15 protein-coding genes are annotated in these 14,948 nt (G+C 50.6%); 13 read left to right on the top strand and 2 right to left on the bottom strand.

The genetic code is table 11. From position 1 onward, the window contains the following. The first annotated feature begins 10 nt into the window (after window positions 1-10). The 11 genes from SBL51_RS04760 (at window position 11) to SBL51_RS04710 (ending at window position 11,161) form a co-directional block, all read left to right on the top strand. Window positions 11-805: a cyclase family protein gene (locus SBL51_RS04760; RefSeq protein ID WP_317929558.1), complete on the top strand. Its 795-nt coding sequence runs from the start codon at window positions 11-13 to the stop codon at window positions 803-805. A gap of 27 nt (window positions 806-832) precedes the next feature. Beyond that, window positions 833-1,990 (top strand): alpha/beta hydrolase family protein, encoded by a 1,158-nt coding sequence (locus tag SBL51_RS04755; protein WP_317929556.1) that lies wholly within the window; start codon window positions 833-835, stop codon window positions 1,988-1,990. A gap of 65 nt (window positions 1,991-2,055) precedes the next feature. Further along, on the top strand, window positions 2,056-2,988 hold the full coding sequence (locus SBL51_RS04750) for a VOC family protein (protein WP_317929554.1): 933 nt from the start codon (window positions 2,056-2,058) through the stop codon (window positions 2,986-2,988). A gap of 12 nt (window positions 2,989-3,000) precedes the next feature. Beyond that, window positions 3,001-3,351: a Rieske (2Fe-2S) protein gene (locus tag SBL51_RS04745; protein WP_317929553.1), complete on the top strand. Its 351-nt coding sequence runs from the start codon at window positions 3,001-3,003 to the stop codon at window positions 3,349-3,351. 14 nt (window positions 3,352-3,365) lie between these two features. Further along, window positions 3,366-4,499, top strand: coding sequence for an FAD-dependent oxidoreductase (locus SBL51_RS04740; protein ID WP_317929552.1), 1,134 nt, complete (start codon window positions 3,366-3,368; stop codon window positions 4,497-4,499). 71 nt (window positions 4,500-4,570) lie between these two features. Further along, a complete protein-coding gene (locus SBL51_RS04735) occupies window positions 4,571-5,386 on the top strand; it encodes a glutathione S-transferase family protein (protein WP_317929551.1) in 816 nt (271 codons plus the stop codon). 240 nt (window positions 5,387-5,626) lie between these two features. Beyond that, the gene (locus SBL51_RS04730) at window positions 5,627-7,996 is read left to right on the top strand and encodes a TonB-dependent receptor (RefSeq protein ID WP_317929550.1); all 2,370 of its coding nucleotides are present in this window, start codon (window positions 5,627-5,629) and stop codon (window positions 7,994-7,996) included. A gap of 13 nt (window positions 7,997-8,009) precedes the next feature. Then, window positions 8,010-8,993, top strand: a complete 984-nt coding sequence (locus tag SBL51_RS04725) for an MBL fold metallo-hydrolase (protein WP_317929548.1) — start codon at window positions 8,010-8,012, stop codon at window positions 8,991-8,993. Between the two features lie 63 nt (window positions 8,994-9,056). Continuing rightward, the gene (locus SBL51_RS04720) at window positions 9,057-9,527 is read left to right on the top strand and encodes a hypothetical protein (RefSeq protein ID WP_317929547.1); all 471 of its coding nucleotides are present in this window, start codon (window positions 9,057-9,059) and stop codon (window positions 9,525-9,527) included. Between the two features lie 10 nt (window positions 9,528-9,537). Beyond that, window positions 9,538-10,494, top strand: coding sequence for an NAD-dependent epimerase/dehydratase family protein (locus tag SBL51_RS04715; protein WP_317929546.1), 957 nt, complete (start codon window positions 9,538-9,540; stop codon window positions 10,492-10,494). Then, window positions 10,487-11,161, top strand: coding sequence for a glutathione S-transferase family protein (locus SBL51_RS04710; RefSeq protein WP_317929545.1), 675 nt, complete (start codon window positions 10,487-10,489; stop codon window positions 11,159-11,161). The genes SBL51_RS04715 and SBL51_RS04710 overlap by 8 nt, the downstream gene beginning before the upstream one ends. A gap of 128 nt (window positions 11,162-11,289) precedes the next feature. Here SBL51_RS04710 and SBL51_RS04705 read toward each other — a convergent pair whose 3' ends face one another. Continuing rightward, window positions 11,290-11,535 (bottom strand): helix-turn-helix transcriptional regulator, encoded by a 246-nt coding sequence (locus SBL51_RS04705; RefSeq protein ID WP_317929939.1) that lies wholly within the window; start codon window positions 11,533-11,535, stop codon window positions 11,290-11,292. 254 nt (window positions 11,536-11,789) lie between these two features. On the opposite strand from SBL51_RS04705, the gene SBL51_RS04700 reads away from it, so the two are divergent. Beyond that, complete coding sequence (locus SBL51_RS04700) at window positions 11,790-12,866, top strand: aromatic ring-hydroxylating dioxygenase subunit alpha (protein ID WP_317929544.1); 1,077 nt, start codon at window positions 11,790-11,792, stop codon at window positions 12,864-12,866. Between the two features lie 51 nt (window positions 12,867-12,917). Further along, window positions 12,918-13,427, top strand: coding sequence for a MarR family winged helix-turn-helix transcriptional regulator (locus SBL51_RS04695; RefSeq protein ID WP_317929542.1), 510 nt, complete (start codon window positions 12,918-12,920; stop codon window positions 13,425-13,427). A gap of 335 nt (window positions 13,428-13,762) precedes the next feature. Here the strand turns inward: SBL51_RS04695 and SBL51_RS04690 are convergent, their stop codons facing one another. After that, a complete protein-coding gene (locus tag SBL51_RS04690; RefSeq protein ID WP_317929540.1) occupies window positions 13,763-14,554 on the bottom strand; it encodes a DeoR/GlpR family DNA-binding transcription regulator in 792 nt (263 codons plus the stop codon). Between the last annotated feature and the right edge of the window lie 394 nt (window positions 14,555-14,948).

Below are 14,948 nucleotides of genomic sequence, written 5' to 3'. Positions count from 1 at the left end.
GAGAAAAGTCATGGCCTTAAATAAGCGCAAATTAATCGATCTGTCGGTAACACTGGACAACAACCCCTACACCGATCCACCACCCCTGTTGCCGAAAATCGACTACGCCGATCACCAACAGGGGTGGCCGGAAATGGCCGCCATGTTCCCGGGCTTAAATATTGATGATCTGCCAGGCAAAGAGGCGTGGGCCGCTGAACGGCTGGACGTTACCACCCACAGTGGTACCCACATGGACGCTCCCTGGCATTACGCGTCGACCACCGACGAGGCCAGTGGTGGTAGGCCCGCCTACGGTATTGATGAACTGCCGTTGGAGTGGTGTCTGCAACCCGGCGTCAAGTTCGACTTTCGGCATCTGCCTGATGGCCACGTAGTCACTGCAGACGAAGTGGAAGCGGAGCTGAAACGCATTAATCACGAACTGCAACCGCTCGATATTGTACTGGTGAACACCAGTGCCGGAGCACTGTTTGGCCAACCCGGTTATTTAGGCGCTGGGGTTGGTATGGGGCGTGAAGCAACGCTCTATCTGCTGGAGCGCGGTGTGCGCGTGGTAGGCACCGACGCCTGGAGCTGGGATGCACCTTTTGGCTTTACCCGTGAACGCTTCGAATCCAGTGGTGACGCCTCGATTATTTGGGAAGGACACAAGGCCGGGCGTGATATCGGCTATGGCCAGATGGAAAAGTTGGCCAATTTAGAGAGCCTGCCCGATCACGGATTTTTAGTCTCTTGCTTCCCCTACAAAATTAAACACGCTTCGGCCGGCTTTGTGCGAGCCGTAGCGATTCTTGAAGATTAATTTGCAAAGGCAATGTGAGGAGCTCTGATGTTCAGATTTTTTCCTACCAACTATGTCTGGGATCTATCGGTCAACCTGGCGATTGAGATGGGTGCCCGGATTGGCGAAATTCAGGAGATGTGCGCGCCGTTACTGGAGGCCGCCAAAAAGCCTGACGCCGAAGGTACGCAAGCATTTCGTGATACCTGGCAAAAAATGGCCGACAAACTTTGTAGTCTGGCAGAGGAAGATGAAGCCCGTGGCCGACTCTTCTCAGCCGGTGAAAAATATTCCCGCGCAGCGATCTATCTGATCACCTGCGAGCGTCTGCAAGCGCATGGTGCAGAGGGGCGTTTAGAGCTTTATCAGCGCTCTCTGGAGTGTTTTCACAAAGGTAATCAGTTAGCACAAGAGAAGTGCGAGCGTGTGGAGATTCCCTACGAAGACAAACATCTATCGGCACTGTATGTACCCGCAGAGGGGGTTACTGGTCCGCAGCCGATCTTGGTTCAGGTCAACGGTTTGGATTCCACCAAAGAGATGAAGTACAAGGTGGGTTTGCCGGCCTGGTTGGCCAAGCGCGGTGTGGCTTCGTTAATTGTTGATCAGCCAGGCACCGGCGAGGCCATTCGTCTGCAGGATTTGCGTGCTCGTTACGACAGCGAACACTGGGCCAGCCGTGTGGTGGACTACCTGGAAACCCGCGCCGACGTCGACAGTAAGCGCATCGGTATGGAAGGGGTCTCTCTGGGTGGTTACTACTGCCCGCGGGCAGTAGCCTTTGAACCCCGCTTTGCCTGTGGTGTGGTATGGGGTGCGAACCACGACTGGCGCGATGTACAGAAACGGCGCCTGGAAAAAGAGGGCAACTTCCCTGTGCCGCACTACTGGAAACATGTCTGCTGGGTGTGGGGCGCAAAAGATATGGATGACTTTTTCGAGATTGCTGAAAAAGTGCATCTGGACGGCGTGGTTGAAAAAATCAAAGTGCCATTCCTGGTTACCCACGGCGAAAAAGATAGCCAGATTCCCTTGAAGTGGGCGCATCGTACTTATGAACAATTGATCAACAGCCCCAAACGAGAACTGAAAATATTTACCGAGCGCGAGGGTGGGGTTCAACACTCCAGCTTTGACAATAGCGTCAACGCCGGCCACTACATTGCCGACTGGGTGGCGGAACAGTTGGGCGGTCGCTTGGGCTGATTAGTCTGTTTGCCAATTCATCAATTATTACAAATTAATCAAAATCATAAATCGGTAGAAATATTATGAATATTATTGGTCCAGATACATTGGTGTTTGGTGTCGACGACATCGAAGGCACTACGCAATTTTTGCTCGACTATGGCTTGCAAGATGCCGGTAATGGCCGTTTTGAGGCCTTGGATGGCACCGGTGTGGTAATTGCGCCGAAAGACGAGCCATCACTACCGCCCGCACTGCCCTCCGGCAATATGTTACGGAAAACCATTTATGGTGTTGCCGACCAGGCAACCGTGGCCGCTATCGCCGCAGAGCTGGGTAAAGACCGCGAGGTAAAAACCCTGGCCGATGGTTCGATCGAGGCTGTGGACGATCATGGCTTTACTCTGGGCTTCCAGGTAACCATTCGTCAACCGTTGGATCTGCCCGCAGAAACCGTCAATGCACCTGGCGCAAAACCACAGCGTGGCGCCAACGTGGTGGGCGTAGAAAAGGTGGCCTCACCCAAACCCCGTTCACTGTCACATGTGGTCTATTTCGTTCCGGATTTTGCCAAGGCGGAAGCATTTTACGCAGAGCGTTTAGGCTTTGTGACTACCGACCGCTTCGTCGGCGTCGGGCCGTTTATGCGCCCGGCCGGTACCAACGATCACCACACCATATTTTTTATTCAAACACCGCCCCACATTCAGGGCTGTGAACACTTCACTTTCCACATGGGTGGTCCAACCGACGTTATGCACGCCGGTACCAACATGGTTAATAAAGGCTACCAAAGTTTTTGGGGGCCTGGTCGCCATCTGTTTGGCTCCAACTGGTTTTGGTATTTCAAAAGTCCTTTGGGATGCAATATGGAATACGACGCCGACATGGATCTGCACGACGACGAGTGGACCGCGCGCGAAGCACCTCCAGGTGCCGATACCTCGCAAGCCTTTTTGCTGCAGTATCGCGAAAAATGGTCGCCTATGGGGCCTCCGCCGGGTGCTAAACCCTAATTAGTTACTGCCGTGACGACTGTGGTGTTAGGTAAGTTGACCGATATTCCCGAACCGGGCGCAAAGGGATTTGATCCTTGGGGAGTCGGGCAGGATACCCTTTTGGTGGTGCGTTCTGGTGGTGGCATTTATGCCTACCGGGATTTATGCCCCCACTATGGCGATACCCGCTTACCATGGAAAAAGGATAAATACCTATCGCCCCAGGCGACGACAATTGTCTGTGCCGCTCACGGTGCACAATTTGAAATAACCACCGGCCGCTGTATCTCTGGCCCGTGTCTCAATCAATATCTAAGTAAAGTCCCTGTGCAGGTGCTGGCCAATGGCGATCTGCTAGCCACGTTAAGTGAGTCTGACTAGGAAGGAGTGTCTTCGTGAATAAAACAATAAACAAAGTGCTGATTATCGGCGGTGGATTTTCTGGCATGTCGGCCGCAATCGAATTGCGCAAACACGATATAGAAACCCATCTGGTGGAGCTCGCCCCGGACTGGCAGGCGGATGGTGCCGGCATTAGCATCGGTGGTGCGACACTGCGAGCCTTCGACCATATGGGGGTTTTGCAAGAGTTTTTAGAGCAGGGCAGTGGTCACGATGGTTTGGATCTGCACACGCCCACGGGCCACCACATTCAACATATTCCCACGCCCCGCTTTGCCAGCCCGGATATTCCAGGCGCCGGTGCCATCATGCGCCCGGTGCTGGCGCGTATTCTGGCCGATAAGGTCGTCGCCGCCGGCGCTCAGGTTCGGCTCGGACAGAGCTACGAACAGCTGGAGATGAGCGATAGTGGTGTGACGGTAACCTTTACCGATGGCTCGGTTGACCAATTTGATTTGGTGATTGCCGCAGATGGCCTCTACTCCAAAACCCGTAAATTATTGATGCCGGAGGCCGCTGCTCCCGCCTACAGTGGTCAAGGCGTATGGCGAGCGGTACTGCCCCGGCCAGCCGATTGCAGAGGCACCATGATGTGGGTCGGTCCCAATTTAAAAGCCGGCATCAATCCCATGTCGAAAGATTCCGTTTATCTCTTTTTAACTGTGGATAGCAAAGAGCGACAACGTTTCGACCCGGAAGAAGAGGCCTATGTATTAAAACAGTTGTTGCTGGAAAATTTCAGCGCGCCGGCGGTACAGGCTCTGGCGGAGCAGATCACTAAAGATTCGAAAGTGGTCTTCCGACCTCTGGACGGGCTGCTCGTACCTCTGCCCTGGTACCGGGATAGAGTGGTATTTATTGGCGATACTGTGCACGCCACCACGCCCCATCTGGCATCGGGCGCTTGTATCGGTATTGAAGATGCCATTGTTCTGGCTGAAGAGCTTAGTAAGCAGTCCGATTGGCGCAGTGCATTGGAAAAATTCCAATCCCGTCGCTGGGAGCGCTGCCGTATGGTGGTGGAGAACTCCGGCCGCTTGGGTGAAATTGAAATTAATGGTGGTGATAAAGCCGAGCATGCGGCGATTATGCGCGACTCCATGATGAAATTAATGGAGCCCATTTAAACCACCTGCCGTCGCCCAGATACAAGTCAAAAAATAAGAACAATAATCTATAAACCATAAATGGTATTGAGGTGCTGGTGATAAAACTCTATCACAACGATATGTCGGTCTGTGCGCAGAAGGTTCGCCTGGTATTGGACTACAAAAAGATCGATTGGCAAAGCCAGCATCTTAACTTGCGAGCGGGCGACCAGTTTAACCCGGATTTCTTGCGGGTTAATCCAAAGGCGGTGGTACCCGTTCTACAACACAACCAGATAATCGTTACCGAATCCAATGCCATTGTGGAATACCTGGAGGAGGTCTCTGCAGATTTTCCGCTAATGCCCGAAGCGCCTGCATTACGAGCCGAGGTGCGCAATTGGCTACGAAAATTCGATGCCGGTTTACATGAACAGGTGGCCGTTATCAGTTTCTGTATCGCCTTTCGTTTCCAGTTGCTGCAGCGCTATCCATCGGCTGAAGCCTTAAGCGCTTATATCGGCTCTGTTAAAGATCCCGGCCGCGCTGAATTTCTACGCGATGTACTGGCCAATGGTTTGGCGTCGGACCGCTTACAGGTGGCTTTATACAGCTATCAAAAATTGCTCGAAGAGATGGCAGTGGCATTGGCACAAAGTGATTGGTTGGTTGGCAATCAGTTATCGCTGGCAGACTTTGCCCTACTGCCTTATATCGAGCGCTTGGAACAGTTGCAATTGGGAGATTGGTGGCAGGGGTTGCCAGTTATAAGCGATTGGTTGACTCAATTGCGCGCTATGGATGCCTATCGCACTGCGATCAACGATTGGTTTAATCAGCCCTATATTGAGCTGATGGCGGCAAAGGGTAGGGAGGCCTGGCCAGCTCTGCAATTGCAAATAGCGGCGTTAGGGAACAAGCGCTGATGTATTGCACAAAACGTTAGTTGCTATTACAAAAATCACTTTTTTAAATAGATCAAAAATAGTTAATTTAATTGACAGCTCAACGCACTCAGTAATCGAGATTGGCTGTTCAGATTAAAACACTATAAAAGCCTGAGCCCATAACCAATCCTGCGAGTGTGCAGAAAATAGCCGAATACGACTGCTGCGCAACGTATCAGTTATTACAAATAAAAAATATAAACAACGACGGAGTTCCCTATGAGACTTTCTCCATTACTTGTCCCTCTGTTTGGAGTTGCCTGCCTTCCTACGATTGCTGCGGCTCAATCCAGTAGTTCTTCAGTCCTTCTGGAAGAGGTGGTGGTTACGGCCCAACGGCGTGAGCAGAGCCTGCAGGACGTGGGCCTGGCTGTTAACGTGTTAACCGGCTCCAATATGCTTGAAAACGGCGTTACCACTGCCGAAGATATGAGTGCACAGGTGCCGGCGCTGGAGGTTGGCGGTGGTGGCGGTGCCAATACCACTTTTTTTGTTCGCGGTGTCGGTAATTTTACCGTCAATGGCTATAGCGATCCGGCTACGGCGTTCAACTACGACGACGTCTACCTAGCTCGTCCTACCTCTGCAAAAAATATGTTTTTCGATATTGGTCGGGTGGAAGTGCTTAAAGGCCCACAGGGTACTCTCTATGGCCGTAATGCCACAGCCGGTGCTATTAACGTTATTCCCGCGCGCCCGGAGATTGGTGTGGTGGACGGCTATGTCTCTGGTAGCCTCGGCAACTACAGCTCGCACAATGTACAAGGCGCCGTGAATCTCCCTATCGGGGACTCCTCGGCTCTGCGTATTTCCGGGCTATCGGCCCAACACGATGGTTATATGACCGATGACACCTCCGATGAAGATATTCAGGCTGCACGTATACAGTTTTTAACCGATCTCAGTGACAGCCTGACCATTCGCTTGGCCGCGGATTATTCGAATTCTGGTGGTAAGGGATCTGGAGCCAGTTACGATGGCCACTATGCGTTGAATTTCCAAACCGGTGAGTATACCTACGTGCCGTCCGGTTTGGACGACGATGTAGGCATGTTTGATCCGGAGGCACAAGCCTATCGCTCACAACAATTCTTTGGGCTTTCTGGCCGAACCGCAGATCCATTGAGCGATAAGATCTACCTCGATGATACCTATTACGGTGCAAATGCAGAGATCACTTACACAACGGCAGCCGGCACTTTAACCGTAATTCCCGCTTACCGAAAATCTGAATTGGATAACCTGTTTGCCTCACCTGCTTTTTACGGTTTTATCCAGGAAGATGACGAACAGACCAGCTTAGAGGTGCGTTTTGCCAGTGAACGGATTGGACTGTTTGATCTTATTCTCGGTGGTCACTATTTTGATGAAACCGTCGATGGTAACTACACCTTCAGCCAACAGGCCTTGGCGGCCTATCAGGATTTTGAATCGGATACTGAGTCAACCGCTTTCTTTGTGGACGCCACAGCCAATATTACAGAGTCTTTCCGTGCGATTGCTGGTGTGCGCTATACCAGTGACAAAAAGAATATGGATGGCCAGGCGGATGTCTATTTAGTGCAGTGTACCAACTTCACCATGTTTGGCCCAAGCTGCCCGGATGCCACCTTGTTGCCGCTCACCGATAGCGCCGATCAACTGGGTAGCCCATTTATTGTGCCAACCATTCCTGGCCCTTTTGGCGCCACCCCTGTGGGAACCTCGGATGCGGTATTAACCTGGGCACCAACGCCGAACCATAGCTCACGAAAAAGTGAAGAGGTTACCTGGCGTGCCGGCATTGAGTTCGATATAACGCAAGATGCCATGCTCTATGCAACCTATTCCACCGGTTATCGCTCAGGCGGATTTTCACTGGCCTATGGCTTTGAAACTTTCGAACCTGAATACCTGGACGCCATGACTTTAGGTTTAAAAAGCAGGCTTCTGGATAATCGCCTGCAGCTAAACCTGGAGGCCTTCTATTGGGAGTACACCGATCAGCAGATCGCGCACACTGGTGTTGATGGCCGCGGTAATCAGGGCCTCTTTGTGGAGAATATTGGTGAATCCACCAACCAGGGTCTGGAAGCGGAAATGGTCTTTCTGCCAACCACCACCACTCGCGTTAATGCCGTCGTGCAATATCTCGATGCGACCTACGATAAATTTGTCTTCACGCAACCCATCGGTGCCACGCCGCCTTTAACCGGTTGTGACGCTGCCATTACCGGTAGTGTTTATAGCATTGATTGCTCAGGCCAGGACGCATTCCAATCACCAGAGTGGGTGGTTAACTTGGGCGTAGAGCAGGTAATACCCATGGGTGACTTTGAGTGGGTGGCGAAGCTAGACACACAATATAAAGATGAGCGTGTGATTGGCTTTGAATACCTGGAGCACGACATGGCCGACTCCTTCTGGCGCACCAATGCCAGCCTGAGTTTTGCCCCTACCGCCGATAGCTGGTCAATAACCGCCTGGGTTCACAATATCGAAGATGAGCGTCAACCCAATACTGCGCCAGTCAACACCGGTTTGGCCCTGGGCAACGTGGTGTATGAGGCACCGCGCACCTATGGCTTACGCTTTGATATGAATTTCTAGTAAGGAGCCCATTATGAAGTTCTACAAACTGTTAAGCGCACTACTCTTATCCGCGCTTACTTGGGGCAGCTGGGCGGAGGCGGCTCAGCCCTCATCCCAGCCTCCGGCAAATCAATGGATCACCTTGGGAACGATGGCTGGGCCACTGCCCAATCCGGTTCATTCACAACCGGCCAATGCACTGTTGGTTAATGGTAAAACCTATTTGGTGGACGCTGGTGATGGTGCCGTCGGCCGGTTAACAACAGCCGGGCTGCATATGCACAGTGTTAAAGCCGTATTTATCAGCCATCTGCATTTCGACCATACCGGTGGTTTACCGGCATTAATTAGTTTGCGCTGGCAAACCACCGCTCCGGGTACGCTCACAATTTACGGCCCTCCCGGTATTAAAGAGACAGTAGCCGGTATTTTTGAATTTATGGCTTACGGTGCAGAAGGTCATTATGGAGTGCCAGGGCATAGGCCATTGCCAGCTGACCACGGTGTCGAGGTGGTTGAACTAAAAGATGGTGATCAGGTTAAATTTGATGATTTTACGGTTACGGCTGCACGCAACTCGCACTATAGCTGGCCCAAAGGCAGTGATGAGCGGAATAAATTTGTCTCCTTTGCCTATCGCTTTGATATGGCTGATCGCTCTATTGTTTATACCGGTGATACCGGCCCCAGTGAAGCAGTAGAGAAGCTTGCCAAGAATGCAGATTTACTGGTCAGTGAAATGATGGATATCGAGCACACTATCGCCTTGGTAACCAAGGTCAATCCCACTGTTAATGGAAAAGAGCTGGCGGGCCTTAAAGCGCATCTGTCCAACCATCATCTATCGCCAGAGCAGGTGGGCATGCTCGCCAAACGTGCCAATGTTAAAAAGGTGGTGGTTACCCATATGGCCCCCGGCCTGATCGAGCCTTCAAAAATTGCCTATTATACCAAACGTGTAAATAGTGAATATGATGGCGATGTAGCTATCGCTTTTGATCTGGATCGATTCTGATTTCACCACTGAGCCAATCGGCGTCGATTGGCTATCATTGCAACCAAGCAGATGTTGGTACTTATGAGTTACAAAAAAATCATCCTCATAGAGACTTTGATAAGTGCTGTAATCAACGGTGTGATCAGTGCAGCGATTACCCTGGCGATGTTCTCTTCACTGAGTGTCGTGCCCATTGTTGAGGTGATCAAGGATTCGATACCTCAAACCTTTTTTGTCTCCTTTTTTAGTGTGGCGATACCCACATTTATAATCCGTGCCCGCCTAAAATCCGGTCGCGTGCTACCTGTGGCTCACCGACCTAATCGTTGGCCGCAGGCCACTATCCTTCGGGCCATCGTGATAGCGCTATTGCTGACGTTATTGCTCGCCACAGTGCACTTTTTAGCCTTCTCTCCGATGCGAGAGCTAACCGTTGGTTTTACCAGTTTGCTTGCCTTTAAAGTCGTTTACGGTCTGCTACTGAGTGCTTTTGTTACCCCTTGGGCTTTGTGGTTGGCACTGTCGGAATATCAAGCTAAATCAGCCGTATAAGAGGGACGTTGTGCGTGTTTTGATCATCGGTGCTTCTGGCTTTATCGGCAGGCTTCTGGCTGAATCCTTAATTAAAGATATGACACTTAACGGCAAGCCAGTGGAACAACTGCTTTTGCTTGACCGCTCCCTACCGGATTTCCCTGCAAGCAAGGCAATAAAGTGTTATAGCGGAGACTACAGTGAGCCCACATTGCTGCGCAGAATTTTAGCGGATGCCATTGATGTTGTTTTTCACCTTGCCAGTATGCCGGGCGTAATGGCCGAGCAGGATTATGAACTGGGTTATCGAGTTAATCTGCAGGCTTCATTGGAGTTGCTAGCGCAGCTGCGTAGTAAAGCGAATTGCCCGACACTGATATACGCCAGTAGCATTGCTGTCTATGGCAATAATCTACCTGCCGGCATGGATGAAGGTTACGTACCTCGTCCAGTACTCTCTTATGGCGTGCATAAATTGATTATTGAGCAACAACTTAATGATCTGACTCGGCGCGGCGAGATAAACGGCCATGCCTTGCGCCTGCCAGTTGTTGTCGCCCGGTCGGAGCAATCGGAAGGACTGGAATCCGCTTTTATGAGCGATATTCTGCGCTCGCTGGCTACAGGTAAACACTATCGGTGTCCTGTGTCTGCGCAGGCGACAGCCTGGTGGATGTCGAGTCCATGCTGTGTAGAGAACCTAAAACATGCGGCAAGTTTAGATGCCGCTACCAGTCAAAGTATTTGGCAGCTGCCGGTGCTGCGTCAGAGTGTGGCCGAGGTTGTTTCGGTTGCGAGCGAGCTCTACCAGCAGGACGCATCGTTAGTGACCTATGCGCCGGAGCCCAACCTTGAGGCGCAATTTGGTCGTTTCCCGGCGATTAATACCCAGGCTGCACAGCAGGCGGGATTTCGTCATGATGGTGATTTGCATAAATTGATTAGCAATGCACTGCTAACCGAGAGGGAGAACGGCTGTGTCTGAAATTATTCTGTTTATGGCCCCAGGAACCTGTGCTCGAGTAACGGCGATAGCTCTGGAAGAGTTGGGTCTGTCTTTCGAAAGCCGCGTTATCCGCTTTATGAAAGGAGAGCACAAATCTCCCCATTTCTTGCAACTGAACCCCAAGGGTAAGGTACCTTGCCTGATCTACCAAGATCAGCCATTAACCGAAAATGTGGCTATTTTAACCTTTCTGAATAATTGCTATGGTGGCTTATTGCCCGCTACCGACTCCGCTTGGCAGCAGGCCCAGCAATTGGCTGATCTCTGTTTTTGTGCATCAACACTGCACCCACTGGTCACCCGTATTCGGATGCCGCATTTTTTTGTCGGCGAAGAGAATGCACAACTGGTGTGGCAACGGGCTTGCCAGGCCATGGATGAATATTTCCAATTGATTGAACAGCGGTTACAAAATCACTCCTGGTGGTACGGTGATCAATGGTCAATAGTGGATGCTTATCTCTATTGGTGTTTTTGGCGAGTTAGTGGAGCCAATTATGATGTCAGCCGTTTCCCAGGTTTTGTTGAGCATGCGGCGAGGTTGGAGGAGAGACCATCAGTGCAGCGAGCCTTGAGTCGTGAGTTGGTCGCGGAAAAGCAATTAATAGAGGAGGGGCTACGCTTTACCCCACCAAGCTACAGCTAATGCTCTACAGGAGCGTTACACCACTCCTAAAATCCGGTTTGTTGATTTTCCCTGAATAGCAGAGCAGATTCTGACCCATGGCGTAGCCGTTAGGGCGAGAGTTTTTTCTTTGGCCGGATAAACCATTGCTACTTGTTGCTTTGTATGGCGCGATAGGCTGAAGGGGTAAAACCCAAACGTTTTTTAAAAACCTTGGCAAAATAGAGCTGGTCTTCATAACCAACCATGGCGGCAATCTGACCTATGTTGTATTGACTGTACGTCAACAGCTGACACGCCTTTTCCAATCGAATCTCATTGCGCCAGATTATGGGTGATACACCAAGATACTCCTTGAATATATGAGAGAGTCGTTTTGAGTTGCCCTCGTCTATGTCTGAGGTGCTTCAACAGCAGTCAGATAAACCAGCGGACAGCGCCAATCCCCTATTTCCACTGCATTTCCACACCGATTATTAGACTTGCAGCCGGCCCGAAAAGAGCATTTAGTTCTAACTAAGAAGCTGTTTAAACTAATCTCCGATGGGTGTAACAATATGGTTGATATATCAACTAAGTCTGTAAAAATGGTTGATATATCAACTATAATTGCAGCGCTTAAATAATAAGTAGCGAGAGGAGAATAATAATGAGCGTCCAGATGCATATACCTGGTGTGAGTGATTTAACCACCCAAGACAAGAGCCCATTCGCCTTGGACCAGTGGTACGTTGCCGCGTTAAGCTCCGAGTGTGCAGATAAACCCCTGGCAAGAACGCTGTTAAATCATCCTATCGTTATGTTTCGTGATGGTGCGGGCGTTGTCCATGCATTGGAAGACCGTTGTTGTCACCGGTCGCTACCGCTATCTGCCGGTACCATTGAAGAGCAGGGCATTCGCTGCGGCTATCACGGAATGTTGTTTAATGGTGAGGGGCGCTGTCTTGAAGTCCCCGGCCAGAGCACCGTACCACCACGTGCTAAGGTTAAAAATTTTCCGGTGCAGGAACGGGATGGCATAGTCTGGATCTGGTTTGGCTATGACCAACAGGCTGCTCCCAATGGCGATGCGCCCAGTTACCCGGTTCATACCAGTGGTGAATACGTTTGGGGTGGTGATGCCTTCCATTACGATGCACCTTACCAATTGATTCACGATAATCTGCTGGATCTTAGTCATCTTGGCTATGTGCATCTGCAAACCATTGGTGGCGATGCCAGGGTGCATATGAATGCCGAGATGAATACCACCACCGATGGCGATAATGTGTTGGTGGTTCGCCATATGCACGGTGTAACGCCACCGCCCACCTACACCGCCGCCTACCCGTTTGAGGGCAAAATAGATCGATGGCAAGAGATCGATTTTCGGGTTTCACACATTCGCATATGGACCGGTGGCGTGGATGCCGGTACCGACGATTTAAGAGATCCTAACCGGGGTGGGTTTCATATGCGTGGCTTCCACGGCGTAACGCCAGAGACCGAAACCTCTGCCCACTATATCTGGACTATTGCCACCAACCCCAAAGCTAACCACGAAGAGACACTGAAAAAGGTGATGGCTCAGACCGCCTTTACCTTTGAGGAAGATAAAGTCGTAATTGAAAACCAATATCAAAACATGATCAGGTTTGGCAACCAGCCGCTGATGAGCATTCATGTGGATGTTGGTGCAAACCGCGCCCGTTTCATTATGGAAAAGTTGCGTACTATCCGCCGTTGATATCTGGTAAATTTGCTCCGTCTACAAATTATGGAGTGTGCGGAGCAGGTTATGGCAAAGCGGAAGAGTGGTGAAGTCGCAGCTGAGTGTATCGATTTGGAACGCTACGTACCCGCCTTAATGACATGGGTGGCGAATAAATTATCGCGCAGCGCCTCTTCGCTGTATCTTAAACATTTTGATGTTGGCGTAGAGGGGTGGCGCTGCTTGGTTTTGCTGGCCAAGGGCGAGCCGATCTCCGCGCAGTATATTTCTCAAACCATCGGTTTGGATAAGGCTTCGGTCAGCCGTTGTTTTAAGGTGATGAGTGCCGATGGCTTGATCACCCTGGGTGACGATGAGCACGATAAACGCCTGCGCCTGGCGACAATTACCGCCAAGGGCCGGGCTAAACACGACCAGATTATTGGGTTAGCGTTAACCCGCGAACAGGCGCTATTGTCGAAATTGAGTGCGCAGGAGGTCGATTCGTTGATTCAAATATTGCACAAGCTGCATAGCAGCTTGCCGGAGGTTGAGTCGGCCAGTAAAGCCTATATTAAAGCGCACTTGCCTGGCTAATATGGGGTTGGATTATTCACTTATGCAGTGTAGCAAGCTGCAGTTGCAGCTCTTAGCTGCTACCTCCTTTCTGCTATCTCGGTTCACCGATGAACCACAAGGCCGAAGCGCCTGCGTTGTGGTTGCCCGCTTCTCTTCACGATGAAAACAGAAAGCCAAATTGCGGTGTTAGTTCATACGATAGGGCAAGTATGCCTGCCAGCTCAGTCTAACCATCGATAATTTTTTCTTGGTGTTGCTTCTATTCGGCTGCCTCTGTGAAAGTGTAGCGGCCAAGGCAACTCAAGCTGGCGGATGGAGAATTGGCATGGTCAGAGCAATAACAGCGCGCAGTGCTAGTCGATTTGATCCACCAAATGTATTTCGATATTGTGTTTTGCAAAGAGCGCCAGTAGTTTTGGGTCGGCACCGCTATCGGTGATAATCACATCCACCGTATCGAGCCCGGTAAAGATCAGGTTGCTGCGTTTGCCCAGTTTGGAGCTGTCGGCCAGAATAACTAATTGATCGGCCTGTTTTAACAGCTTCTGTTCGGCACGAATCAGTAGTGGGTCAGACTCCATTACCCCAAATTCACCAATGCCGGGTGTGCCCATAAACATCTTGGTGCCGTGGTAGTGCTGGATGGTATCGTTTTCAAAAGCGCTCAGTACTATCCCCTGGCGGCGATAGATTTCACCACCCGGCAGTGTTACCTGATTACTGCCGTTGCTAACTAGATCCTGGGCGAGGTAGAAAGAGTTGGTCAGGATGGATAGATTCCGTTGTACCAAAAACTCACTCATCATATAGGTGGAGCTGCCGCCATTAACGATGATCGCTTCGCCATCGTCACAGATGGAAACCGCCTTTTGTGCAATAGCCCGCTTTGTTGCCGGGCGAATTTCCCGGTCGATTAAAAAGTTCGAAGCCTGTAACGATTGCGGCGTTTTACCGCTTTCAACGTCTTTCAGAGCTTGAGCGCCACCTCGTATCTTCTCAATTTTATTCAACTCGCCCAGCTTGATCAGGTCGCGGCGGATAGTCGCTTCAGAGGCATTTAGTTGATCGGAGAGGTAGGTGACACTGGCAAAGCCCTTCTCGGCAAGGATATCGAGAATGACCTGCTGACGTTGTTTCTCAAGCACGTATTGAGCCTTAATTATTCATAAATGACTGGTAATGATCGATTATGACAGAAGTGTGTTGTTTGAGAAACAGTAATTTGACTGGACTGATCCGGATTTTAGCTATGATTCTCTGGTTCGAGCCGCCCTCACTGTTCTGTTATTGCTGCAGGCTCAGGCTGGTTGCCGCTGGTATGGCTGCATATTCGTTATTTATATAAATGATTGATAAGTAGATATACAGATAAACGATTTCACTGTGCGTTACCTTGGCAATATTGTACCGATCGAATGACCGCTGGGTGGTTATGGTTAATGATTCAGGTCGGCGTTACTATAAACGCTGCATTCAAATCTAAGGCCTGCGTCGTTCAGCTTTAATTGCACGTTAGAATCCAAGCAACAGCTATTAGAG

It is taken from the genome of Halioxenophilus sp. WMMB6 (assembly GCF_033283405.1).
GTDB lineage: Bacteria > Pseudomonadota > Gammaproteobacteria > Pseudomonadales > Cellvibrionaceae > Halioxenophilus.
Note: the sequence above shows the minus strand (reverse complement) of the source record. Positions and strands in the feature narration are given on the sequence as shown.

Coding starts and splice junctions, on each gene's coding strand:
- SBL51_RS04760 (WP_317929558.1), top strand. CDS start 11: ATGGCCTTAAATAAGCGCAAATTAATCGATCTGTCGGTAACACTGGAC.
- SBL51_RS04755 (WP_317929556.1), top strand. CDS start 833: ATGTTCAGATTTTTTCCTACCAACTATGTCTGGGATCTATCGGTCAAC.
- SBL51_RS04750 (WP_317929554.1), top strand. CDS start 2,056: ATGAATATTATTGGTCCAGATACATTGGTGTTTGGTGTCGACGACATC.
- SBL51_RS04730 (WP_317929550.1), top strand. CDS start 5,627: ATGAGACTTTCTCCATTACTTGTCCCTCTGTTTGGAGTTGCCTGCCTT.
- SBL51_RS04725 (WP_317929548.1), top strand. CDS start 8,010: ATGAAGTTCTACAAACTGTTAAGCGCACTACTCTTATCCGCGCTTACT.
- SBL51_RS04720 (WP_317929547.1), top strand. CDS start 9,057: ATGAGTTACAAAAAAATCATCCTCATAGAGACTTTGATAAGTGCTGTA.
- SBL51_RS04700 (WP_317929544.1), top strand. CDS start 11,790: ATGAGCGTCCAGATGCATATACCTGGTGTGAGTGATTTAACCACCCAA.
- SBL51_RS04695 (WP_317929542.1), top strand. CDS start 12,918: ATGGCAAAGCGGAAGAGTGGTGAAGTCGCAGCTGAGTGTATCGATTTG.